The sequence below is a fragment of the Nocardia sp. NPDC056064 genome (assembly GCF_042266925.1).
In the GTDB taxonomy this organism is placed as follows: Bacteria; Actinomycetota; Actinomycetes; order Mycobacteriales; family Mycobacteriaceae; genus Nocardia.
Genome location: NZ_JBHJWO010000001.1, coordinates 3680454 through 3701451, shown reverse-complemented (window position 1 = coordinate 3701451; position 20998 = coordinate 3680454). Strand labels below are relative to the sequence as shown.

Annotated in this window: 21 protein-coding genes; 14 read left to right on the top strand and 7 right to left on the bottom strand. The window is 69.1% G+C overall.

Features of this window, described 5'->3' with window-relative positions; all coding sequences use genetic code 11:
- Positions 1 to 23: 23 nt before the first annotated feature.
- The 10 genes from ACFC06_RS17120 to ACFC06_RS17075 all read left to right on the top strand — a co-directional run bounded on the left by ACFC06_RS17120 (position 24) and on the right by ACFC06_RS17075 (position 9376).
- Entirely contained in the window at positions 24 to 344 is a 321-nt protein-coding gene (locus ACFC06_RS17120; protein WP_375931686.1) for a hypothetical protein, read from the top strand.
- Positions 341 to 2209 (top strand): alpha/beta hydrolase, encoded by a 1869-nt coding sequence (locus tag ACFC06_RS17115; protein ID WP_375931683.1) that lies wholly within the window; start codon positions 341 to 343, stop codon positions 2207 to 2209. Before ACFC06_RS17120 ends, ACFC06_RS17115 begins: the two co-directional genes overlap by 4 nt.
- 23 nt (positions 2210 to 2232) lie before the next feature.
- Complete coding sequence (locus ACFC06_RS17110) at positions 2233 to 3267, top strand: LppA family lipoprotein (RefSeq protein ID WP_375931680.1); 1035 nt, start codon at positions 2233 to 2235, stop codon at positions 3265 to 3267.
- A 21-nt stretch (positions 3268 to 3288) separates the two neighbouring features.
- Positions 3289 to 3654, top strand: a complete 366-nt coding sequence (locus ACFC06_RS17105; RefSeq protein WP_375931677.1) for a hypothetical protein — start codon at positions 3289 to 3291, stop codon at positions 3652 to 3654.
- On the top strand, positions 3651 to 4292 hold the full coding sequence (locus tag ACFC06_RS17100; protein ID WP_375931674.1) for a DUF3558 domain-containing protein: 642 nt from the start codon (positions 3651 to 3653) through the stop codon (positions 4290 to 4292). The genes ACFC06_RS17105 and ACFC06_RS17100 overlap by 4 nt, the downstream gene beginning before the upstream one ends.
- Before the next feature lie 66 nt (positions 4293 to 4358).
- Positions 4359 to 5666 carry a hypothetical protein gene (locus tag ACFC06_RS17095; RefSeq protein ID WP_375931671.1) on the top strand — a complete coding sequence of 436 codons (1308 nt, stop codon included), beginning with the start codon at positions 4359 to 4361 and terminating at the stop codon, positions 5664 to 5666.
- Complete coding sequence (locus tag ACFC06_RS17090; protein WP_375931668.1) at positions 5666 to 6376, top strand: hypothetical protein; 711 nt, start codon at positions 5666 to 5668, stop codon at positions 6374 to 6376. Before ACFC06_RS17095 ends, ACFC06_RS17090 begins: the two co-directional genes overlap by 1 nt.
- A gap of 104 nt (positions 6377 to 6480) precedes the next feature.
- Positions 6481 to 8268: an ABC transporter substrate-binding protein/permease gene (locus tag ACFC06_RS17085; RefSeq protein ID WP_375931665.1), complete on the top strand. Its 1788-nt coding sequence runs from the start codon at positions 6481 to 6483 to the stop codon at positions 8266 to 8268.
- Complete coding sequence (locus tag ACFC06_RS17080) at positions 8268 to 8993, top strand: amino acid ABC transporter ATP-binding protein (RefSeq protein ID WP_375931663.1); 726 nt, start codon at positions 8268 to 8270, stop codon at positions 8991 to 8993. Before ACFC06_RS17085 ends, ACFC06_RS17080 begins: the two co-directional genes overlap by 1 nt.
- Positions 8994 to 9079: 86 nt before the next feature.
- Positions 9080 to 9376 carry a hypothetical protein gene (locus tag ACFC06_RS17075; protein ID WP_375931661.1) on the top strand — a complete coding sequence of 99 codons (297 nt, stop codon included), beginning with the start codon at positions 9080 to 9082 and terminating at the stop codon, positions 9374 to 9376.
- 110 nt (positions 9377 to 9486) lie between these two features.
- Here ACFC06_RS17075 and ACFC06_RS17070 read toward each other — a convergent pair whose 3' ends face one another.
- The 4 genes from ACFC06_RS17070 to ACFC06_RS17055 all read right to left on the bottom strand — a co-directional run bounded on the left by ACFC06_RS17070 (position 9487) and on the right by ACFC06_RS17055 (position 15043).
- Positions 9487 to 10704, bottom strand: coding sequence for a CHAT domain-containing protein (locus ACFC06_RS17070; protein ID WP_375935550.1), 1218 nt, complete (start codon positions 10702 to 10704; stop codon positions 9487 to 9489).
- 83 nt (positions 10705 to 10787) lie between these two features.
- Positions 10788 to 12296, bottom strand: a complete 1509-nt coding sequence (locus tag ACFC06_RS17065) for a tetratricopeptide repeat protein (RefSeq protein WP_375931658.1) — start codon at positions 12294 to 12296, stop codon at positions 10788 to 10790.
- 21 nt (positions 12297 to 12317) lie between these two features.
- Entirely contained in the window at positions 12318 to 13532 is a 1215-nt protein-coding gene (locus ACFC06_RS17060) for a hypothetical protein (protein WP_375931655.1), read from the bottom strand.
- Entirely contained in the window at positions 13532 to 15043 is a 1512-nt protein-coding gene (locus ACFC06_RS17055; RefSeq protein WP_375931653.1) for a hypothetical protein, read from the bottom strand. The genes ACFC06_RS17060 and ACFC06_RS17055 overlap by 1 nt, the downstream gene beginning before the upstream one ends.
- A gap of 131 nt (positions 15044 to 15174) precedes the next feature.
- Here ACFC06_RS17055 and ACFC06_RS17050 point away from each other — a divergent pair, with 131 nt between their 5' ends.
- From ACFC06_RS17050 to ACFC06_RS17040, 3 genes are all read left to right on the top strand, one after another.
- The gene (locus tag ACFC06_RS17050; protein ID WP_375931650.1) at positions 15175 to 15687 is read left to right on the top strand and encodes a lipoprotein LpqH; all 513 of its coding nucleotides are present in this window, start codon (positions 15175 to 15177) and stop codon (positions 15685 to 15687) included.
- 41 nt (positions 15688 to 15728) lie between these two features.
- On the top strand, positions 15729 to 16532 hold the full coding sequence (locus ACFC06_RS17045; protein ID WP_375931647.1) for a hypothetical protein: 804 nt from the start codon (positions 15729 to 15731) through the stop codon (positions 16530 to 16532).
- Between the two features lie 90 nt (positions 16533 to 16622).
- Positions 16623 to 18680, top strand: coding sequence for a PhoX family phosphatase (locus tag ACFC06_RS17040; RefSeq protein WP_375931644.1), 2058 nt, complete (start codon positions 16623 to 16625; stop codon positions 18678 to 18680).
- Between the two features lie 66 nt (positions 18681 to 18746).
- Here the strand turns inward: ACFC06_RS17040 and ACFC06_RS17035 are convergent, their stop codons facing one another.
- The 3 genes from ACFC06_RS17035 to ACFC06_RS17025 form a co-directional block, all read right to left on the bottom strand.
- Positions 18747 to 19487, bottom strand: coding sequence for a glycoside hydrolase family 25 protein (locus ACFC06_RS17035; protein WP_375931641.1), 741 nt, complete (start codon positions 19485 to 19487; stop codon positions 18747 to 18749).
- Between the two features lie 168 nt (positions 19488 to 19655).
- A complete protein-coding gene (locus ACFC06_RS17030; RefSeq protein ID WP_375931638.1) occupies positions 19656 to 19883 on the bottom strand; it encodes a type II toxin-antitoxin system RelE/ParE family toxin in 228 nt (75 codons plus the stop codon).
- A gap of 41 nt (positions 19884 to 19924) precedes the next feature.
- Entirely contained in the window at positions 19925 to 20209 is a 285-nt protein-coding gene (locus ACFC06_RS17025) for a type II toxin-antitoxin system Phd/YefM family antitoxin (protein ID WP_375931635.1), read from the bottom strand.
- A gap of 116 nt (positions 20210 to 20325) precedes the next feature.
- Here ACFC06_RS17025 and ACFC06_RS17020 point away from each other — a divergent pair, with 116 nt between their 5' ends.
- Positions 20326 to 20997, top strand: a complete 672-nt coding sequence (locus ACFC06_RS17020; protein ID WP_375931632.1) for a pentapeptide repeat-containing protein — start codon at positions 20326 to 20328, stop codon at positions 20995 to 20997.
- Position 20998 lies beyond the last annotated feature (1 nt).

The following is a 20998-nucleotide window of genomic DNA, read 5'->3' as shown; positions in this document are numbered from 1 at the left end:
CGCCCCCGTGGGGAGGGAATCGAGTGAGTCCGACACCGAGCGCTGAACAGTTCGACCTGGACCCCGACGCGGTGCGCGCGCTCGCCGCCGGGATGGGGACAGCCGGCCAGGAAGTCCAGGTCATCGGCAAAGGCGGGGCCCTCGCCGACGGCGTCTACGAGTGCATGCCCAACGGCGACACCCCGCAGGCGTACCAGCTCGCCGCGCGCCGCGCCGACAAGGCGATGGCCGCCGTCGGCACCGCCCTGGCCGAACTCAGCGGCAAAACCGTCGCCGCCGTGATCACCTTCCAGCAGCAGGACGAAGCCCGCGCCGGCGCCCTGGCCGGGGTGACTCCCCGATGAGCCAGCACCTCACCGTCCCCCAGGTCGAATCCTGGAAGCCCGCCGCGTTCGCGGCCCAGGCCACCGAATTCGCCCGCCAGGCAACCGAACTCCGCACTGCCGTCCAAACCCAGTACCTGGCGGTAGACGCCTCCCGCGACACCTTCCGCCGAGAAACCGGCGACGCGATGCGCACCCGCTTCGACGAGATCCGCACGAAATCCCTCCTCATCGCCGACGCCCTCGACCGCGGCCGCGACGCCGCCACCGCCGCCCAGTGGACCATCAGCTCCGCCCAGGGCTTCCTCGCGGCGAAGAAGGCCGACGCCCTCGCCAAAACCTTCGAAGTCCACGACGACGGCACCTGCGTGATCTCCGAAACCGCCAAGCAGCGCCTGTATTCCGCGATAGCGAGCCAATCCACCGACCCGACAGCCATCGCCGACAAATACACCGTCGGCATGGCCGCCTTGCAACTCGACGCCAACACCCACACCGCCGCCGTCCAAGCCGCCCTGACCGGCGCGATGAACGCCGACACCGCCGCCAAATCCGCCATCGAGTCCGCCTTCGAAAACCTGCCGACCCCAGACTCTTTCGGCAACGCCACCACCCCGGCGGCGGTCACTCCACAGCCCCCGGTCAATGGCACACCGCAGGAGAACCGGCGATGGTGGGACTCGCTGACGGCCGCCCAGAAAGCCGAGATGCAGGCCACTTCGCCAAGGATCATCGGCAACCTCGATGGATTGCCCGTCGACGTGCGGGACACGGCGAACCGGGCGATGATCCCGGACGAGAAGACCCGCCTCGCGGACGAACTGACCGAGTTCCAGAACGCCATGACGGCGGCCAGCGCTACCGGAGACATGTCCGGGGTCGCAGCGGCACAAACCGGGCTGGACCGCACAGAACAGAAACTGAAGGACCTCGCGGCGGTGGAAACCGCCATCGGGCAGAGCGCGAATTCGACCAATCCTCCGCGTTATCTGATGGCGCTGGATATGGAATCCGGCCGACAGGGACGGGCGGCGGTATCTGTCGGTAATCCCGATACGGCAGACCACATTTCGGTGACCACGCCCGGACTCGGCTCGAACCTCGACGAGACCCTGCTCGGCGGTGGGGAACCGAAAAACCCCAACGGCGGCATGGTGGGCGAGGCGCAGAATCTGATCAAGACGTCCGAAGCGCAGCTGAAATCGGCAGGCCGGGACGGCGAGCAGGTCGCCTCGATCGCGTGGTTCGGCTATGACCCGCCGCAGGGTGGAATGTCGAGCTGGTCCGACGTCGAGCCGGACATGATCAACGTGCTCAATGAGGGCCGAGCGCAGGAGGCGGCGCAACCGCTGTCGTCGTTCTACGCGGGTCTCGATGTGGCCAGTGAGAACAACGATCCACACATCACCGCGCTTGGCCATTCCTATGGGTCATTGGCGACAAGCCTCGCCCTGCAGGAAAAGGGCGGCGGAGTCGACGATGTGGTGTTCTACGGCTCGCCCGGACTGGGCCGCGAAGTACCGATGCACGGGGCCCTGGCGCCGGTCCCGGGGATTCTGGCGGAGGCGGGTATCAACGACGCCGTTTCCGGTGCGAGCGATCTCGGATTGCCCGACAACCACGTCTATGAGATGACAGAACACGGCGACCCCGTCGCCAATAGCGATGGATTCGGTCGCAGCCCACACAAGATGGACTGGGTCACCCATTTGAGCACCGACCCGATCACCGTTGGCGGCCAGCACTACGAGAGCGGCTCGGACAACCCGCACTCCGAATACGGGCGCACCGGGTCGAACGGCAACCTGAACCGTTCCGGGTACAACCTGGCCGCGGTGGTCGCCGGTCTCCCCGAGTTGGCCACCGACCCGAAGACCGACCGGTGACCCGCCGGACAGGTTTGCGGGCCATGGTGTCGATCGGCTGTCTGCTCGCCGTTGTGCCACTCGCCGGGTGTGATGCGGCGCGCACCCACCCGGAGATCACCGGTCCGGCGGAAACCGCTGCCGCGGAGCAACGGCTGCGCGAATTGCCCAGTGTGGAAACGGAATTCGTCAGGATGCGCGCGCTGACGGTGGAACTCGGCGCGATCGCCGCCGAAATAATCCCGGGTGCCGTCTTCGAGTGGTCGCGCAGCGACTTTCTCAATACTCAGCAGTGCCCCGCACCCTACGACCAAACGGGCGGGCAGATGATCACCCTCGAGAGTTATCGGACAACTGAGCCGGTGGCGGTCTCCGATGAAATGTGGCAGCGGTTCACAGGCCGAGCCCGGGAGGTCGTCGTCGGCGTCGGAGCGACACCCACCGACCCGGCGGCGGATTCGCAGGCGAGTGGTCTGACGTTTCGCAGCACGGGGAACGGAACCGAAATCTCGATCGGCAGGAGTCGCGGGGTCACGGTCAGTGCCCATATCGGTTGCCGTCTGCCCGAGTCGGAATTCGCCGGCGATTCTCAGCCGGATGGACCCACCGACCGGGACCGAACCGCCGCGGCCGAACAGAGTCTCCTCCAGCGCCGTGATCTCGACTCCGAGCTCGCGGATATGCGATCCGCTGTCGAGGAGATCGGCGCCGCCGCCGATGGCTTCCTCCATACCGAGAGTTTCGCGTGGGAGCGCGGAGCCTCGAACCAGCCGAAACCGTGCGAACGGCCCTACGACCAGACCAAGGGGGCCACGCTCGAACTGGGCGACTACGAGGTCGAGGTCGTTTCCCTCTCGGCCATTCCCGACACCGGTTGGCAGCAGGTCACCGACCGCGCCCGCGATGTCGCCGCCCGCTTCGGCGCGGCCCTTCCGCTGGTCAGCGTGATGCCCGGTAACTATTTCCAGAACTTCGTCAACGAGGAGGACGGCGCCCGCATAACCGTGCGCAAAGACCAGAACACCGTGACGATCTCGGCCCGAACCGGCTGCCGCCTCGCCGCTGAGAAACCCAGATGAGCTGGAAATCGGAGAGATTCCATGACTATCGATGACACTTCGCCGACCGGTCTCTGGCAGGCGGCCTGCGATGGGCGATTCCGGCTCGAGGCCGATGCGGCGCGGGAATGCGCGGCGCATTACGCCTGGCTTGCCGACCAGATCGACCTACGTATCGCCGAAGCCGAAAAGCTCAGCAAGCTAGCGGGATTCGGTGGGTTCGATTCGGCACAGCAACTCCAGTCCGGATTCGAGCAGAAGGCCGATCAAGGGGTCATCGCGATGCGGAGCGTCAAAGTGGAGTGTCGCGAGCTGCAAGCGGCGGTGCTTCGCGCGGGCGGTTTGCTCGCTGAACAAGACTTTTCGACGGCAGTCGCCATCGTCGGACGGACGGAGTCCCTGTCATGACGAATTGGCGCGCGGGATTCGCTTGTGGCGCGGTGGTGGCGGTTTGTAGCTGGGTGGCCGGGTGCAACGGGGAAGCCACCATCGATCAGCCGGATGGGGCGAGCAGTGGCGCACCCTCGAGTACCACCTCCGCGACCCGGCCTACGCTTACCGCCGCGAAGTTGCAGCCGCCATCCCAGGACAACAAATACACCCAGGCGGGTGGTCGGCCGAAGGTCGTGGTCGATCCGTGCACCTGGATTCCCGACGACATCGTCGGCACCATCGGTATCGATCCCGCGACTCGTCAGCGCGGTCGAGATCTCGTCGCCGAATATACGTTCCTGACTTGCGATTTCGCCAGCGCGACGTCGGGCGCCGACTGGTTTCTTTCGGTCGAGTCCGGAAACGTCTCGCTCGATGAAGTCCGGCAGAAATACGCCGGGAAAACAGAGAACATCGAAATCAATGGGCGCGAGGCGGTGCGGACGGTGAAGGTCGGCGACCAAACCTGCGACGTCGACCTCGAAACCTCTGTCGGGTACCTCGGTGTCGGAGCGTCCTATCACGGTATTCCGGGGACGAATTCACAGACTCCCTGCGACAAGGCGATGGAATACGCCCGCGCTCTCGAACCGGTGATCGGCGATGGCAACTGACATGTTCCAGACGAAGGGTGGGGGCCTGTGACAGGGGAGATTCCGTTGATCCCGGGGGTGATCGGGATGACGACCGCACAGCAACCGGTGTCGACGGCCGAGACGGCGGCGGCGTTCGATGCGGCGACCGGGACGCAGCGCAAGGCGGCGGGGATCGGGGTGGGGGCGGCGGGGGCCGATCCCGCGTATATCCAGGCGATGGAGGAGTTCGCCGCCATGCCGCATGCGGAGATCTACCGGCGTGCGCAGGAGATGCAGCCGGGGGTGATGGCGCAGACCGCCGAGACGTGGAAGGCGATCAGTACCGCGCTCACCGGCAATGTCATCGGCCTCACGGCCAAGGTGAACGCGACGATCGCGCGGGGCTGGGAGGGGCGGACGGCGGAGGCGATCGGCGCGGCCACGCAGGCGTTGACGGGGCGGTTGACCGAGTTGCAGAACGTGACGCAGGCGGTGGCGTGGCGGGTGGAGGCCGCCGCGTTCGGTGCCGAGGTGGTGAGGGCGCAGATCCAGCCGCCGCCTGCCGCGGTGTCGGGGCCCGCGGTGCCCGGTGCCGAGAACCCGGTCGACGCGGTCGGTGCGACGCAGGCGCAGTCCGAGGCGTGGCAGGCGGCCATCTGGACGATGCGCAACAACTATCAGCCGACGTATGAGCCTGCGGGGCAGGGTGTTCCGGTGTTTCCGACCTCGAATAGTCTGGGTGGCAACGAGGTTCCGGTCGGCGTGGGCGGAGGTTTGCCCACCTCGAATGGGTCGCAGGGTGGCGCCGACGCAGCCACCACCACCGATCCGGCTGTCACCGATCCGGCCCAGTCACCCGGTGACGACGACAGCACCGGCACTGCGGCTGAACAGAATTCGACGGCCGGCGACGACTCCACCGACGACTCCACCGGCAACAACTCGACCAGCGACGATCCGACCACCGATGACGAGACCACCGCGGCCGGCACCCAGCAGCCGTCCACGAGTTCCCCGACAACCACCGGTACCCCAGGCGGCACCCCATCAGGCAACCCGGCCGCCCCGGGTTCGCCCGGCGCGGGCAGTCCCGGATCAGCCCCCGGCACACCGAGCCCAGGCCCCGGCACGGGCAGTCCGGTCGTGCCAGGCGCCCCGGGCACCGCTGCCAGAAGCGGTGCACCGGCCGCGAACACCCGCACCACCCCGGGCCTGCACGGCATGCCGGGCATGGGCGCCCCCGCCGCCCGCCAGAACCAGAAGGCCGACGACGAGCACCAAGGCCGCCCGGAACTGCGCATCCACCCCCGCAATCGCGTCGACCTGGTCGGCCCGCCCCAGGGCACGGTCCCTCCCGTCCTCGGCGCCAAGGCACCCGAGCGTCGACGCACCACCGATCGCGAGTCGCCGTAGTGCGGTGGGCGTTCACCGGTGACGAGTTCCTGTATGTGTGGGGCGAGAGCGGCAGCGATCGGGTTCCCGCGCCGCTGACGGTCGTGCCGTCGGTCGCATGGCGGCACGAATGGGAGGCCGTGGTGGCGCGGTTGCGCGAGCGGCTGCCGGTCGCGCGGGATCCGGATCTGTCCGCGGTGGTGCGGCTGGCCGCGGCGCCGGAGCTCGCCGTCACCGTGATCGGTTCGCGCAACGGCACGCCGATCCGGTTGTACTGCGCGGTGACCCAGCGGAGCGCGGTGGCGCTGGCTCAGCTGCCCGATTCCGACGATGACCGCACCGTGGTGGTGCGTGCCGGGAGTCCCGCGTCCGTCCCGGTCTGGGTGTCGCGGTTCGCCGGGCAGCGGCGGGCCGGTGCCGTGCCGCCGCTGACGGAATCGGTTGCCGCGCTCACCACCCCCGCGCAGGCGGTGGCGCTGGACTACGGGGAGGTGTCGACCGCCGACCGCGTGCACGATCTGCTCGCGGAACCGCGCTCCGGCGACGGCCACGTGGAGGTCGTGCGGGGCAGACCCAGATCGCCGGAGCCGGTCCGGCGGCACCTGAGTTGGTTCGATGTGGCAGGCGACGGCCGCTACGCCTACCGCTACCGGCACGGTGACCTGATGGTCGAACCGTGCTCGACCGCGCGGTTCGAGCAGGTCCTCGCGCGGATGACGGGGCTGGGCTAGCCGTGGCGTGACCCCGGCGACACGGTGCTTGCGGCAGTGTTGCCGATCACCGCGCAGGCGCGCGTACGCTGCCCGGAGCGCGGTAGCGGCTAGGGTCTATCGCCATGGCGAAGGTGCGTGCTGTGCGGACTCGGGCGCGGATCGCCGCGCTGTTACTGCTCGTCGGCGTGGCCGCGACCGGCTGCGGCGGCGACACCGAGACCCGCGATCTGTGTTCCCCACCCGGACCCGCCGCGGCCGCCGCCGCCCCGACCAACCTGGCCGCGGGCGAGACCGCGGGCGCGGACCGCTACACCACCGCGACCACGGTCCCGCTCGACTCGATCGATCCCCGCGCGCTCGGCCTGCTCACCCCGGGCAAGCTCAGCGTCGGCACGCTCTCGGACGCCCCGCCCAGCATCTGTGTCGACAGTTCGGGCAGCTTCACCGGTTTCGACAACGAGCTGCTGCGCGCGATCGGCGCGAAACTCGGCCTGCAGGTGGAGTTCTCGGGGACCGAGTTCGCCGGGCTGCTGGCCCAGGTCTCGGGCAAGCGCTTCGATGTGGGTTCGTCGAACATCACCACCACCGACGCGCGGCGTGAGCTGGTCGGGTTCACCAACGGCTACGACTTCGGCTATTTCTCGCTGGTGGTGCCGCAGGGCAGTGCGATCAAGGGCTTCGGCGATCTCGGGCCGAGCAGCCGGATCGCGGTGGTGCAGGGCACGGTGCAGGACGAATTCGTCGTCAACCAGCTGCATCTGGACCCGGTGAAGTTCCCCGACTACAACACCGCCTACGCGAACCTGAAGTCCGGCCAGGTCGACGCGTGGGTCGCGCCGTCGGCCCAGGCCGAGGGCGCCATCGCGCCCGGCGACGGAATCATCATCTCGCAGAACACCTTCAGCCTGGACAACTTCGTCGGCTACGCGGTCGCCAAGAACAACCAGCCGCTCATCGACGCGCTCAACGCGGGCCTGGACGCCGTGATCGCCGACGGCACCTACGCGCGCCTCTACACCGACTGGGTGCCGCGCGAACTCCCGCCCGGCTGGAAGCCCGGCTCCAAAGCCGCACCGGTACCGCAACTTCCGGACTTCGCCGCGCTCGCCGCCGAACGCGGCACCGACGAGCCCGAGCAGGCCGCGCAGAAGTCCACGCTGGAACAGCTCGGCGACACCTTCTTCGACTGGTCGCTGTACCGCAAGGCCTTTCCCGACCTGATCAAGACCGGTCTGCCCAATACCCTGATCCTGGCGGTGGTCTCGGGCGTGCTCGGCACGGTGCTCGGCATGATCCTCGCGGTCATGGGTATCTCGCGCACCCGCTGGCTGCGCTGGCCCGCCCGCGTCTACACCGACATCTTCCGCGGGCTGCCCGCGGTGGTGATCATCCTGCTCATCGGCCTCGGCATCGGCCCGGTGGTCCGCAATGTCACCGGCGGCAATCCGTACTGGCTGGGCGCGGTGGCGCTGGCGCTGCTCGCCTCGGCCTATATCGGCGAGATCTTCCGCTCCGGCATCCAGTCGGTGGAGCCCGGCCAGCTCGAGGCCGCGCGCGCCATCGGCTTCGGCTACCGCCAGGCGATGACGCTGGTGGTGATCCCGCAGGGCGTGCGCCGGGTGCTGCCCGCGCTGATGAACCAGTTCATCGCGCTGATCAAGGACTCCTCGCTGATCTACTTCCTCGGCCTGCTCGCCTCCCAGCGCGAGCTGTTCGCCGTGGGCCGCGACCTCAACGCCCAGACCGGCAATCTGTCCCCGCTGGTCGCGGCGGGCCTGATGTATCTGGTGCTGACCATCCCGCTCACCCACCTCGTGAACTACATCGACCGGCGGATGCGCACCGGCAAACCGGCACCCGCCGCCCCCATCGACCCGGTCGAGACGGCCGTCATCACGGAAGGGCGCTGATGAGTGCATCCTTGACCGGCTCCGGGCTGAACCTCACCCTGGGCGGCAACCACATCCTGCGCGGCGTCGACATCCACGTCGAGGCGGGCCACGCGACCACCGTCATCGGCCCGTCCGGCTCCGGCAAGTCGACCCTGCTGCGGGTGCTCAACCGCCTGCACGAACCCGATTCCGGTGACGTCCTGCTCGACGGCAAGTCGGTCCTGCGCGACAACCCCGACAAGCTGCGCCAGCGCATCGGCATGGTGTTCCAGCACTTCAACCTCTTCCCGCACAAGACCGTCGCCGACAACATCGCGCTGGGTCCCCGCAAACTGCGCGGCCTGTCCGCCGAGCAGGCCCGCGCGCTGGCGGTGGAGCAGCTCGAGATCGTCGGGCTGGCCGACAAGGCCGACGCCCGCCCCGGATCGCTGTCGGGTGGTCAGCAGCAGCGTGTCGCCATCGCCCGCGCGCTGGCGATGAAACCCGAGCTCATGTTCTTCGACGAGGCCACCTCGGCACTGGACCCGGAGCTGGTCAAGGGCGTGCTCGCGCTCATGGCCGACCTCGCCTCGGGCGGCATGTCGATGATCGTGGTGACCCACGAGATGGGCTTCGCCCGCAGCGTCTCCGACAGCGTGGTGTTCATGGATCAGGGCGTGGTGGTGGAGACCGGCACCCCCGACGCGCTCTTCGACGACGCCCAGACCCCGCGCCTGCGCCGCTTCCTCGACCAGGTCCTCTGACCAGGTCGAACGGGGTCGCGGCAACCCATGCGCAACTGCTAATGTCGGCATCGTTCCAGCTCCACTGACGAGTACAGGAGAGCACGATGACCACGGCACACGCCGAACATCTCGAACATACCCATATCCACGGTCCCACCTGCGGACATGTCGCCGTTCCCCACCAGGATCACGTCGACTACGTCCACGACGGGCACCTGCACCGCGAACACGACGGTCACTTCGACGAGTGCGAAGCCTCAGCACACGTCGAGCACACCGCCCACGATCACGAGCACGGGCCCGGCTGCGGTCACGTCGCGGTCCCGCACGGCGACCACGTCGACTACATCCACGACGGTCACCGTCACGCGGCCCACGACGGCCACTACGACGACCACTGACCGACCGGTAGTACCCCGGCCTCGACCGCCCATCCGGCTCGACCAGCGCGACGCCGGTGGGTGATCGGGGCCGTCGTCGTCCGGTCCGGTTCGCTCCGGAGCTCGGCGGTTCAGTCGCTCACGGTGGCGAAGGCCGCCCAGAGCAGGGGAGAGTTCGCCGGGGTCGGGTCGGACTGCCAGTCCGCCAGGCGGCCGCGCTGCCAGGCCAGCAGGGTGGGGATGGGGGTGGCGGTCTCGTGGGCGGCGTCCACGGCGCAGACCGCGGCCTGGAGCGGATGCGTGGTGGTGGCGGTGAGGGTGTGGAAGGCGTGGTCGGTGGGCAGCGGCCAGCGCGTCGCGGTGACCAGTTCGGCGCCGGCCGCCAGCGCCGCCGTGGTGAGTCCGAGCGCCTCGGTGAAGCGCAGGTCACCGCCGCTCTCGCAGGCGATGAGCGCCACCCGGCTCGGCATCGGCCACAGCTCGCGGCCCGCGACCGGCGCGGCGTCGATGGTGTGGGTGCCCAGCAGCAGGTCCTTGGCCGAGAGCGGCCGGTGGGTGCGTTGCGCGGCGGCGAAACCCCGGGTCTCGGCGGTGCAGCTGAGGTGCAGTTGCGCGTGTTCGCTCTCGCCGGTCTCCGGTGCGGGCGCGGTGACGTGGCCGACGTAGACGAGCCTGCTCGCCCCGGCCCGCAGCGCCGTCGAGAGCCAGGCGCGGTCGGTGTCGGCGCGCCGGAACAGGTCGACCGGATCGCGCACCACGGGCACCAGCCGATCGCCGTAGCTCGCGAAATGCTGGGTCACCGCGGTATCCGCGTTCGGTCTGCCCAGGACGGAACCGAGCTCCGAATCCGCGCGGAACCCGGGGACCCGGGGATCGAGCACGGCGACCACCGGCAGGTCACGGGTCTTGTTCCAGCGGTGCACGATCCGGCCCTGCGCGCGCACCACCGACACCGGCGCCAGCAGGCTCACATCGGCGATGTCCAGCAACCGCACCTTCGGGTCGGGCGCGATGATCTCCCACGGCACCTGCGCCAGCCGGGGAGACGGCTGGATGCGCAGGTGCGGTCGGATGCCTCGCTGCCACATCTCGTAGAGCTGCACGGCCAGGCCGTAGGGGAGCAGTGTGCGCGAGAGATCCTGTGCCAGCGCGTGTTCCGCGGCGGGGTCGACCAGGGCGCCGCGAGTCATGATCCGGTGCAGGTCACCGGGGTGGGCCGGGTCGGGTACCGCCTCGGTGAGCTTGCGCAGGGCTTCGCGCACCTCGTCGCGGGGGAGCGTCGCGACGCCACGCGCGGCGGCGTCGTCGACCCAGCGCCAGGACACGTACACATCGCCCGCGTCCGCCATCCGGATCAGCGCGGTCGGCGCGTCACCGTGCGCGGGGGAAGGGTGCGACCGATCTCCCGGGAACTGATCGTCGGCGGGCTCGTTCACAGGGTGATCACCCGCTTGTCGCGGACCGGGCGGCCGTAGCGGTGCTCGGCGTAGGTGATGAAGTCCGCCAGGAGTATTCGGCCGTTGTCGGCGAGCAGCGGCGGGGGCGCGACGGGGATTCCGGCGGCCGAGGCCACGTCCGCGAGCGCGCTCCCGAGTTGCAGTGTGGCGGTGGATGGTTCGGTAGGTGCGTCGAGCAGGTCGAAACCGAGGCGAGGTGTGACCGGTTCGGAGAAGGCGATGGGATCGAGAGCCGTTCCGGCGCACTGGCTGTCGATGAGGTCGCTGACCAGCTGCGCGTCACCGGTGCGAGCCGCGCAGTGGAAGGCCAGTCGCATGGCGGGTTCGGCGATCTCGCGGTGCCAATGTTCACGCTGATTGCCGTTGGGCAGGGTGTGGCGCACCGCATCGATGGCGAGGGCGGCGGGGACGGCGAGATTCACCGCCCGTGCCAGCGATTGCGGGTCCGGCTGGGCCGCAAGGTCGTTGACGTCCGACAGCAGTTCGGCGTGCCAGTAGTCGAGTTGAGCGCAGTGCATGCCGAGACCGTGCGCCGAGTACACCGCGAACGCCTCGGCCAGCAGTTCCTCACCGCGCGGGAGATCGCCTTCGGCGCAGGTGATCGTCGCCAGCCGGAGCCGGACATCCGCCGCGTCGAGGACCGCGCCGGTGGCGTCGAACCGCGCCAGCGCCTGCTCGTAATGCGTTCGGGCGGCGTCGATATCGCCGCGCCCTTCGGCGACAAAGCCCCTGGTCTTGGCGCCGATACCGGACCAGTGTCCGAGCCCGGCCGCCTCGAAGGCCCGCCGGCTGGCCCGCAGTGGTTCCTCGGCCTCGTCGAAGCGGCCCATCCGCGCGAGCATGATGGCCAGGTTCTGCTGGGATTCGGCCACCGAATCGGTCGCCCCGGCCGCCTCGAAGGCCGCCACACCCTGGCGCGCGAAGTCGATCGCCAGCTCCCGCCGTCCCGTCTCGAAGGTGCCCGCTGCCAAGTTCATCAAGGGATGGCCGACCAGTTCGGGCGCGAAACGCTCGGTGACACCCAGCGATTCGTGGGCGAGGTCCGCGGCCTGTGCCCACTGCTGCCGATGCAGGGCCACCGCCGTCAGCGAGAGCAGGCAGGCCACGCGCAGAAAGCCCTGGTCGGGATCGTCGGCCAGCAGTGCGCGTGCCTCCTCCAGCACCTCCTGCGCCGCGTCGAGCTCACCCAGATGCTGGAGGGCCTGCGACAGGTTCACCAGTGCGGCGGGCCGCTGATGGGCAGCGTCTTCGGGCAGGACGGCCAGCGCGGTGCGGAACAGTGCCACCGCGCGCCGATGATCGCCGAGTTCATCGGCCATGCTCGCGGCATTGATCAGTGCCGCGCAACGCAATCGCGGTGCCGCGCCCTCGGCGGCCTGCTCGAAGATGGCCAGCGCCGCACCCACCTCACCGCGCTGATAGGCCGCGTATCCCGCGGTGAGCTGCGCGTCGTCCTGCTCGGACGCCCTACCGGTAGCCGCCATCGCCTCCGCTCCCGTCCGTCATCAGAAGTCCCCTTCCTCAGCCGCTGTCTCCGCCGCCAACCGGGGGAAACCGTTCGCGCCGGTCAGCCGCTCCCGTGCGAAGCCGCGGATTCGTTCCCGCTGGGCGGATTCGTCCTCGGGCGGGTCCGCGGGGCCCACCCCCGGAACGAACACGTCGACCGTCACCACGCTGTCGGCCCCGTCCGGAAGCTGGACATGGCCGACCCACGAATCGCCCTGTAATCGCAAGGCCACGGCGAGGGTGCGCGTCGGCGCGTCGAAGTCCGAGCCACCGGACGTGACAGCCGGTCCGGTGTCGGGCAGATCGGGGATGGGTGTGTTCGTCTGCCCGGCGAGCCGGGTCGCGCCGGTGACGGCACCGACGTAGGCGACCGGCCGCAGGTGCGCGGGAATCGGTTCCCGGCAATCCGGCGCGGCGACGACCGAGACGCGGACCGTCGAGACTCCGGCCGCTCGCGAGACCTCCCAGGTCACCGCCTGTTCGCTCGCGTCGAGGATGCCGGGCGGGCACCGCCGCCAGTCCCACCCGCCGGTCCCGCGCGCCAGTATCAGCCCGCCCGTTGCCACCGCGCCACCGGCCGCGAGCGCGTAGTCCTCGCGCCGCCCTTCCCGCCGCGTGGGCTCAGAAGCTGGTGACGTAGGTGAAGCCGTTCGTGCGGAACCACTCTCGCGCGCGAGGCTCGGATCAGCCGTGCCGGTCAGGTCCGTGCCGGAGTCGAGCCGTGACGTGTGGTCATCCGACCGAGCCCGACCGCCGTAGGGCACCTGTGCGTCCGCACCCCCGGCCACCATCTCGCAGCGCTCGGTCAGTGCGGCCAGCTCGCTGGTCAGGAGGTTGTGGTCGAGGGCGGGGATGGCGTCGATCGTCGACGCGGGCCACCAGCGAGTCACCCAGTGGGCGTAGGCGAGTCGACGGAGATCGGTGATCAGGTCCGGTTGTGCGGGTTCGGCTGTGAGCGTCTGGGGATGATCGTCGGCAACCGCCACAGCGACGGTTTCGCCGTAGACCGCCCACAGCCAGTCCTGTGCCGCGACGCGATCATCGAGGACCGCGCCCGGCAACGCCTCGTCCGAATGCAGACTCCAACTCAGATGTCCGCCAACGACTTCGATCACGAGCACATCCAGACCCGGCGCCGCGTCCGTGACCAGAGGGGCACCGTCGGGCGTCAGGACGAGCAGCCCACCTTCGTCGCGCACCTGGACAACGCCCATCAGCTGGCCCTCGCTTCCACGCCCGCGACGACCCCGGCGGCCAGCGCCTGCTTCACCCGATCCCGATGATCCAGCATCACCGACCGCGCCACCCCGTCCAGCAGATCCCACAGCTCATCCGGCCCCCACACCGGCAGCTCCCGCACATCCCGCCCGTGCAACCGCACCCACAACCTGCGCAGATACGGTCGCCACGGCACCCGCAACTCCGCCGCCACCACACCGAGCCCCCCGAATTCCCCCGCCGATCCGGCTGATCCGATGTCAGCGCTCTCGCGCCCCACCAAGTGCACCGTGAGCCGCCGTGCCTGCAGGACGTACGCCTCCCGCCGCCACCGAGCATTGATCACCTCGTGCGCCCGCGACATGCCTCGCCGCTGAGCCGCTCGCGGTCCACCACTCACGCAGACCCGCTCGCGATCGATCGGACCGGCACCGACCCGGCTGCAAAGCCGACCGGGGTCGGCCGTGCCGCGTGAATCGGCCATGCCGCCTGGATCGGCCGCGCCGTGCGGATCACGCACACCACTCGGATCGCTCGGGCCGATCGGGGAAAGGCCCAGTGCCAGTTCGGAACCCGCTGCCGCCGCGACTCGCAGCGATTCGTCCAACAACCCCCATGGCGCACAACTGCGCGAGATCTCCCGGGACACCAGGTCGGGAATCTCGGGCAGATCCGTGCGATCCACACTCCCCTGCAACACTGTGAACACCCGTTCGTAGACGGTCCGGTCGAATGGCAAGCCGAGATTCGCGGTGGACGCCGAGGCGCCCAGGTGCGGCTGACGCGGGCACGGATGACGGGTGAGTCCCAGCTCATCGGCACCGTCGACGGCATGGATCTGCCACAGGGCGATGCCACGGTGGGTCCCGGTGCGGTTCTCGACCAGGTCGTCGAACAGCGGACCCGCATCGGCGGGATCCCCGGCGCGGGCCAGTGTGCACGCGTCGAGTAGCTCGAGGAGTTCGGTGGCTCGATCGCGGGCGCCGTAGTCGGCCACCGGCCGTCGCGACCAGGCCAGGGTCAGGAGTTCGGCGAGCTCGGCGGACCGATGAGGTTCGGTGACAAAGGTTTTCAGGGCCGCGGTGGTGCGTCCGCCGGTGCTCTCGTGGATCTCGCGCAGGGCTGAGGCCGCGATCTCTCGCCCGCGCTCGCCCTCGGGCTCGCCGTGCATCGTCGCCAGTTCGAAGCATCGCTGGAAGTACAGATCCTGGGCATTGCCCTCGGCGATCCGCAGGGCCCGGCGCACCTGCTTGAGCAGGACGAACCAGGCCGCGCAGGCGCGCAGGGTGTCGGACCGGGCGTGCACGAGGGCGGTCAGCAGGGCCACACCGTCGGCGTCGAGCACGGTGGGCGCGCACAGCGGATGCTGCACCGGCCGGATGACCAGCGGGTCGAGGATCAGCTTCACCGTGCGCCGCAGCGGCCCGCCGGGCGCGCCGCTGAGCGCCTCGACACCGTCGAGACCGCGCCACACCTCGTCGAGCACCATGGCGCGGGACCTTCGCATTCGACCAGGTTAATGGCATTTCCGGCGGACAGCGGGGAGAAAAGTTGGGATCGGTAGGTGGCGCGCGATTTCTACCTTTCTCCCAACGGGTCACCCACAACGGCCCGCGACACCGAGAGAACGGAAACACCATGAACGCCAAGCTGATCGCCGCCCTCGCCGCCTCCGCCACCGCCACCGCGCTGTTCGTCACGGGATGCGGTGACTCCGGCGACACCGCCGCCCCGAGCGGTCCGGGTTCGGCCGCGCCCGCCGCGGGCAAGTCTTCCGCGAGCGTCGACGGCAAGGAGTTCGCCGCGAAGTTCGACACCACCTGCGCCCAGCAGGCGGGCACCCTGGCCCTCGCGCTCACCGACACCGCCAACGCCACCTACGGCAGCCTCTCGGTCAGCGCCTCGCTCGCGGGCGACACCGTGCAGGCGGTGGCTATCGCGGGCAGCCAGGGCGGCGCCAACGGCCTGCCCTACGCCGTGGGCTACGGCAACGGCCAGCCGGGCGGATCGGCCCAGCTCAGCAAGGACGGCAACACCTACCGGATCACCGGTGAGGGCGTCGGCGCCCCCGACCTCACCAACCCGCTGGCGGGCCCGGCGACGGTGAAGTTCGACATCACCTTCGCCTGCTCGACCATCGTCGGCGCCTGATCCCACCCGCGACCCGGTCGCACTCGTCTTCAGGAGAAATCATGAAATCCAAGATCCGTGCGGCCGCGGTCGCGTTCGGGGTACTCGCCGTCGGCTACTACCTCTACTACGGCCTCACCTACACCCCCGACGAGTTCACCGGGGCCGTGCTCGGCTGGGTCGGGCCGCAGATGGCCCTGCCGATCATGGCCGCGACCATCGTCCCGATCGCCTTCGCCTTCACCGGTGACGGCATTCTCGAGGCGTTCACCGGCCGCAACAGTTCGGAGTTCCGCGACGGCGCGGTCGGCATCGGCACGATCACTTCGTTCCGGCAGACGGGCGTGTCGGTGAACGACCAGCCGCAGGTCAGGATCGAATTCCGGGTCGAAGGCGCGGACGGGAAGGTCTTCGACTCGCACGCCAAGATGATCGTGCCGCTCACCGAACTCGCGCTCTTGCAGCCGGGCGTGGTGCTGCCGGTGCGCTACCTGCCGGGCCGCACCGACAAGGTCGAGGTGGATCGTTCCGGCGACAACGGCGCCGCTCAGCGGGCGATGAACGAGTCGCTCATCCGCAAGGGCATCACCACCCGCGCCAAGCTCGACATCGCCGAGCGCGGGCTGGCTGCCCAGGCGGTGGTGCGCCGCCTCGACGTGCCCGGTCGTCTTCGCGGCGGCTACACCGAGGTCGTGCTCGGGCTGGTGGTGACCCGCCCGGACGGCAGTACCTTCGAGACCAGGGCTGAGAAATTCCTGCCGCCGACGGCGGTCGGGCTGGTGCAGGTCGGCCGGATCGTGCAGGTCCACTACCTGCCCGGCAACGAACAGGAGGTGGTGATCGCCCTGCCGGTCAACGCGGGATGACCCAGTTTTGGTCGAGCGTTCATCTTCGCGTTCCCGGCGCCTCGCCTGGGCTGCTTACCGTGCCGGAGTCCGCACTACCCGGGAGTCACCGTGAGTCCGAAACCGCTCGCCCTGTTCGTCACCCACGACGGCCAGTCGGCACGCGCCGCCCTGACCTGTGAATACAAGTGTGGCAACGCCTGTTTCCACGAGCCGCCGAACACCTCCGACGGCGCCTACTTCGGTGACATCGTCAGCGGCCTCAACCGCCGCGGCCTGATCAAGGGCGGCGCGGCCGCGGTGCTGGCGATCGGCGCGGTGAGCGCGCTGGCCGCCTGCGGTGACGACACCTCCGGCACGGGCGACACCCCGGCGGGCGGCGGCGCTCCCGCCACCGGCACCGACTTCACCGCCGTCACCCCCAACAAGGACGACGCGCTGGTCATCCCCGAGGGCTACGAGCAGCAGGTGGTGCTGCGCTGGGGCGATCCGCTCTTCGCCGACGCCCCCGCGTTCGACTTCGACAACCAGACCGCGGCCGCGCAGCTGAAGCAGTTCGGCTACAACAACGACTTCGCGGCGCTGCTGCCCATCGAGGGCCAGGCCAACAGCTTCCTGCTGGTGGTCAACCACGAGTACACCACCGGCCCGATGATGTTCCGCGGCTACGACAAGGACAAGCCGACCGACGAGCAGATCGCCATCACCAAGGCCGCGCACGGCCTGACCGTGGTGGAGGTCAAGGGCGAGGCGGGCAGCGGCAAGCTGACCCCGGTGTTCGGCAAGTACAACCGCCGCATCACCGCCGACACCGAGTTCGTCCTCACCGGTCCGGCCGCGGGCAGCGAGTTCACCCGCACCGGCGCCGATTCCGCGGGCACCAAGGTGCTGGGCACCTTCGCCAACTGCGCCGGTGGCGTAACCCCTTGGGGCACCATCCTTTCCGGCGAGGAGAACTTCAACGGCTACTTCGCCAACGGCGACAAGGCCGAGGACCCGAAGAGCCGTCTGAAGCGCTACGGCCTCACCGAGGGCACCACCGCCAATCGCTGGGAGCGCGTGGACAAGCGCTTCGATCTGGCGCAGGAAGCCAACGAGCCCAACCGGTTCGGCTATGTCGTCGAGGTGAATCCGTGGGACGCGGCCTCCACGCCGATCAAGCACTCGGCCATGGGCAGGCTCAAGCACGAGGGCGCCTCGATCTATGTCACCGCCGCCGGTGACGTCGTCTCCTACACCGGCGACGACGAGAAGTTCGACTACATGTACAAATTCGTGTCCAAGCGCAAGATCCAGCAGGGCACCGGCGCCGCCGCCATGCGCCACAACCTGACCATCCTGGACGCCGGCACCCTCTACGTCGCCAAGCTCACCGGCGACCACGCCGAGCAGATCGACGGCAGCGGCAAGGTGCCCTCCGACCAGGGCTTCACCGGCAAGGGCCAGTGGATTCCGCTGCTCGAGACCGGTGAAGACGGCCAGGCCAAGTCGCTCGTGGAGGGTTTCAGCGCCGCCGAGGTCGCGGTCTTCACCCGCCAGGCCGCCGACAAGGTGGGCGCCACCAAGATGGACCGCCCCGAGGACTTCGAGGCCAACCCGTTCACCGGCAAGGTCTATGTGGCGCTGACCAACAACGACAACCGGGCCAAGGAGGGCAAGCCGGGCGTCGACGAGGCCAACCCGCGCAAGCTCAACAAGAACGGCCAGGTCCTCGAGCTCACCGACAACCACACCGGCACCGATTTCACCTGGTCGCTGCTGCTGGTCTGCGGTGACCCCGCCGCCGCCGACACCTACTTCGCCGGGTTCGACAAGACGAAGGTCAGCCCCATCTCCTGCCCGGACAACCTGGCCTTCGACCCGCACGGCAACCTGTGGATCTCCACCGACGGCAACGCCCTCAAGACCAATGACGGCCTGTTCTCGGTGACCCTCGACGGCCCACGCCGGGGCGAGACCAAGCAGTTCCTCACCGTGCCCAAGGGCGCCGAGACCTGCGGTCCGATCGTCACCGAACAGCGCGTCATCGTCTCGGTCCAGCACCCCGGCGAAGGCGACGACGCCACCCCCGACAACCCGCAATCGCACTGGCCCGACGGCGGCAGCTCCCAGCCCCGCCCGGCCGTCGCGGTCGTGTGGAAGAAGAACGGCGGCCGTATCGGCATCTAGCCGGCACCCGACCCGCTGACGACGCCGTCACTCGACTGGGCGAGTGACGGCTTCGTCGTACCCGGGCTAACTGCTGCCGAACAGGCCGGACATATTGGCGAAGCGGGCGAAATCGCCCTGGGCTCCGCTGTAGACATTGACGTCGGTGGCGCCGCCGATGCCGGGGACGCTGCCACGGTCGGTGGTCTGCCAGAAGGTCCAGGTGGGCCAGCCGGCGGGGACCTCGGGGTGTTCGTTTCCACTGTAGTCGGCGATCCAGAGGGGGTAGCGGGTGAAGGCGTTGGAGTCGGCCATCGCCGTCTTCCAGAAGTTCGGATAGGTGTAGATGATCGGGGTGCGGCCGGTCAGCGCCTGGAGCGCGTTGAGGTAGCGGTGCGTCCACTCGACCAGCGCGGCGGGCGACAGTCCACCGGGCGCCTCCAGGTCAAGCACCGGCGGCAGATCCAGCGGGCCGTTCTGTCCGAGCACGGTCGCCGCGTACAGCGCGGCCTGCGGCTCGGGCGGCAACTCGGGCCGCGCGTAGTGATAGGTCCCGCGCGCCACCCCGGCCGTGCGCATCAGGATGCTGTCCGGCACGAAGTACGGATTCACATAGTGCAGCCCCTCGGTGGCCTTCACCATCGCGAACTGATGCCCCGCCGCCCGCACCGCGTGCCAGTCGATCAACCGCCCGTCCACGTGCTGCCACGACGACACATCCGGCCCACTCGGCGCCGCCTGCGCCACCACCGGCACCACCGCACCCACCGCGGCCACCGCCATCACACAACCCCGCCGAACCGCGGCCTTCCAGCGCTTGGTGTCCATGAGGGACGAACGTAGGTGATCCCCGCCGCCATGACCAGCGTCTCGCCGGGGTGTCCGCGACCCGAATCACCGCAGGTCGGCATACTCGTCCTGTGTCCGACGAACCGATCACCACGGCCGAACCGCGTGGCTGATCGCCCGCACCGAGACGATGGCGATCGAGCCCGGTTACGTCCGGTAGATGTCGCGGCGGTGGTTCACGTCGACGACTGTCACGACCATGCGTTTGTCGTCGACGCGATAAATCACGCGGTATGTCCCTCGTCGGGCCGAGAAACGGTCGTCCAGTGGCGGCTGGAGGCGTTTGCCGACGCGGTAGGGATTGTCGAGCAGTGGGCCGGTCATGAACTCGAACGCGGCCGCGGCGACGGTTTCGGGCAGTCGTTCGGTCAGCATGCGCCGGACCGTCGGCGTCGTCTCGAGCGTGTACTCGCTCGTCACGCGCTACGGCTCGACATCGCCCGACGGACCGCCATCGCCTGCGCGAGTTCGTCCGCGGTGACGGTCTCTCCTCGGGCCAGCTCGGCGTCCGAGGAAATCAGACGTCCGACGGTCTCGGGGTCGGACAGGATGGCGATGGTCTCTTCCATCGCTTCCAGATCGTCCACAGCGACGAGCACCGCCGCGGGTTCGCCGTGCACGGTGATCGTGATCCGCTCGTGCTGGCTGCGGACGCGAGTGACCAGCTCCGAGAGGGTTGCTTTCACTTCGGCCAGCTTCATAGTCATAAGTATGACCATATTTCTGGGCGATGCAAGCGACTGCGGGGGTCCGGTGTGGCGGAGTCGGTCGGTGGGGGGTCGTATGTTGGTGCCGACGGCGACGGATGGGAGTGGGGATGGTGGGTAAGAAGGTGGTGCGGTTCGAGCCTGCGGTGGGGGAGCCGAGGGGGACGCGGGACGCGGTGGTGCCGGGGGATGATCCGGTCGATGACGCGACGGTGGTGGGGGTCGAGTATCGCGGGGCGGATTTCGCGGAGTCGAAGGTGTACGGGTTCGGGGCCGAGCGGTGTGTGTTCGACAGTGTGCGGTTTCCGAGTACCTTGCGGCAGGCGACCATCACCGAGTCGGTGCTGCGGGTGTGCGATCTGGCCAATGTGCAGGCCGACGACTCCTCGATGTTCGAGACCGAGGTCGCGCACGGCAGGCTGACCGGGCTGTCCTGGACGGCGGGTGTGCTGCGTGATGTGCTGATCGACTCGTCACGGGCGGATCTGTCCTCGTTCGCCGAATCCCGTTTGCGCACCGTCGTTTTCCGGGACTGCGATCTGCGCCAGGCCGATTTCCAGCGCACCGAGTTCCGCAATGTCCGCTTCGAGCGGTGCAATCTCACCGGCGCCCGCTTCGCCGACGCGCGCCCGCAGCAGAACCTGCGCTTCGAGGACTGCGACCTCACCGGCATCACCGGAGTCACCGCCTTGCGCGGGGCCACCATTCAGGGCGGTGACCTGGAAGCCCTCGCGGCGACCCTGGCCCGCGAGCTCGGCATCACCGTCGAGTGGCAGGACTGAC

What these genes read in the sequence shown, in the direction of transcription:
- ACFC06_RS17065 (WP_375931658.1), bottom strand. Translation starts at nt 12,296, where the DNA reads ATGGCGGCTACCGGTAGGGCGTCCGAGCAGGACGACGCGCAGCTCACC.
- ACFC06_RS17105 (WP_375931677.1), top strand. Translation starts at nt 3,289, where the DNA reads ATGACTATCGATGACACTTCGCCGACCGGTCTCTGGCAGGCGGCCTGC.
- ACFC06_RS17075 (WP_375931661.1), top strand. Translation starts at nt 9,080, where the DNA reads ATGACCACGGCACACGCCGAACATCTCGAACATACCCATATCCACGGT.
- ACFC06_RS17035 (WP_375931641.1), bottom strand. Translation starts at nt 19,487, where the DNA reads ATGGACACCAAGCGCTGGAAGGCCGCGGTTCGGCGGGGTTGTGTGATG.
- ACFC06_RS17030 (WP_375931638.1), bottom strand. Translation starts at nt 19,883, where the DNA reads ATGCTGACCGAACGACTGCCCGAAACCGTCGCCGCGGCCGCGTTCGAG.
- ACFC06_RS17110 (WP_375931680.1), top strand. Translation starts at nt 2,233, where the DNA reads ATGGTGTCGATCGGCTGTCTGCTCGCCGTTGTGCCACTCGCCGGGTGT.
- ACFC06_RS17020 (WP_375931632.1), top strand. Translation starts at nt 20,326, where the DNA reads ATGGTGGGTAAGAAGGTGGTGCGGTTCGAGCCTGCGGTGGGGGAGCCG.
- ACFC06_RS17100 (WP_375931674.1), top strand. Translation starts at nt 3,651, where the DNA reads ATGACGAATTGGCGCGCGGGATTCGCTTGTGGCGCGGTGGTGGCGGTT.
- ACFC06_RS17085 (WP_375931665.1), top strand. Translation starts at nt 6,481, where the DNA reads ATGGCGAAGGTGCGTGCTGTGCGGACTCGGGCGCGGATCGCCGCGCTG.
- ACFC06_RS17050 (WP_375931650.1), top strand. Translation starts at nt 15,175, where the DNA reads ATGAACGCCAAGCTGATCGCCGCCCTCGCCGCCTCCGCCACCGCCACC.
- ACFC06_RS17060 (WP_375931655.1), bottom strand. Translation starts at nt 13,532, where the DNA reads ATGGGCGTTGTCCAGGTGCGCGACGAAGGTGGGCTGCTCGTCCTGACG.
- ACFC06_RS17070 (WP_375935550.1), bottom strand. Translation starts at nt 10,704, where the DNA reads ATGGCGGACGCGGGCGATGTGTACGTGTCCTGGCGCTGGGTCGACGAC.
- ACFC06_RS17115 (WP_375931683.1), top strand. Translation starts at nt 341, where the DNA reads ATGAGCCAGCACCTCACCGTCCCCCAGGTCGAATCCTGGAAGCCCGCC.
- ACFC06_RS17095 (WP_375931671.1), top strand. Translation starts at nt 4,359, where the DNA reads ATGACGACCGCACAGCAACCGGTGTCGACGGCCGAGACGGCGGCGGCG.
- ACFC06_RS17045 (WP_375931647.1), top strand. Translation starts at nt 15,729, where the DNA reads ATGAAATCCAAGATCCGTGCGGCCGCGGTCGCGTTCGGGGTACTCGCC.
- ACFC06_RS17025 (WP_375931635.1), bottom strand. Translation starts at nt 20,209, where the DNA reads ATGAAGCTGGCCGAAGTGAAAGCAACCCTCTCGGAGCTGGTCACTCGC.
- ACFC06_RS17055 (WP_375931653.1), bottom strand. Translation starts at nt 15,043, where the DNA reads ATGCGAAGGTCCCGCGCCATGGTGCTCGACGAGGTGTGGCGCGGTCTC.
- ACFC06_RS17080 (WP_375931663.1), top strand. Translation starts at nt 8,268, where the DNA reads ATGAGTGCATCCTTGACCGGCTCCGGGCTGAACCTCACCCTGGGCGGC.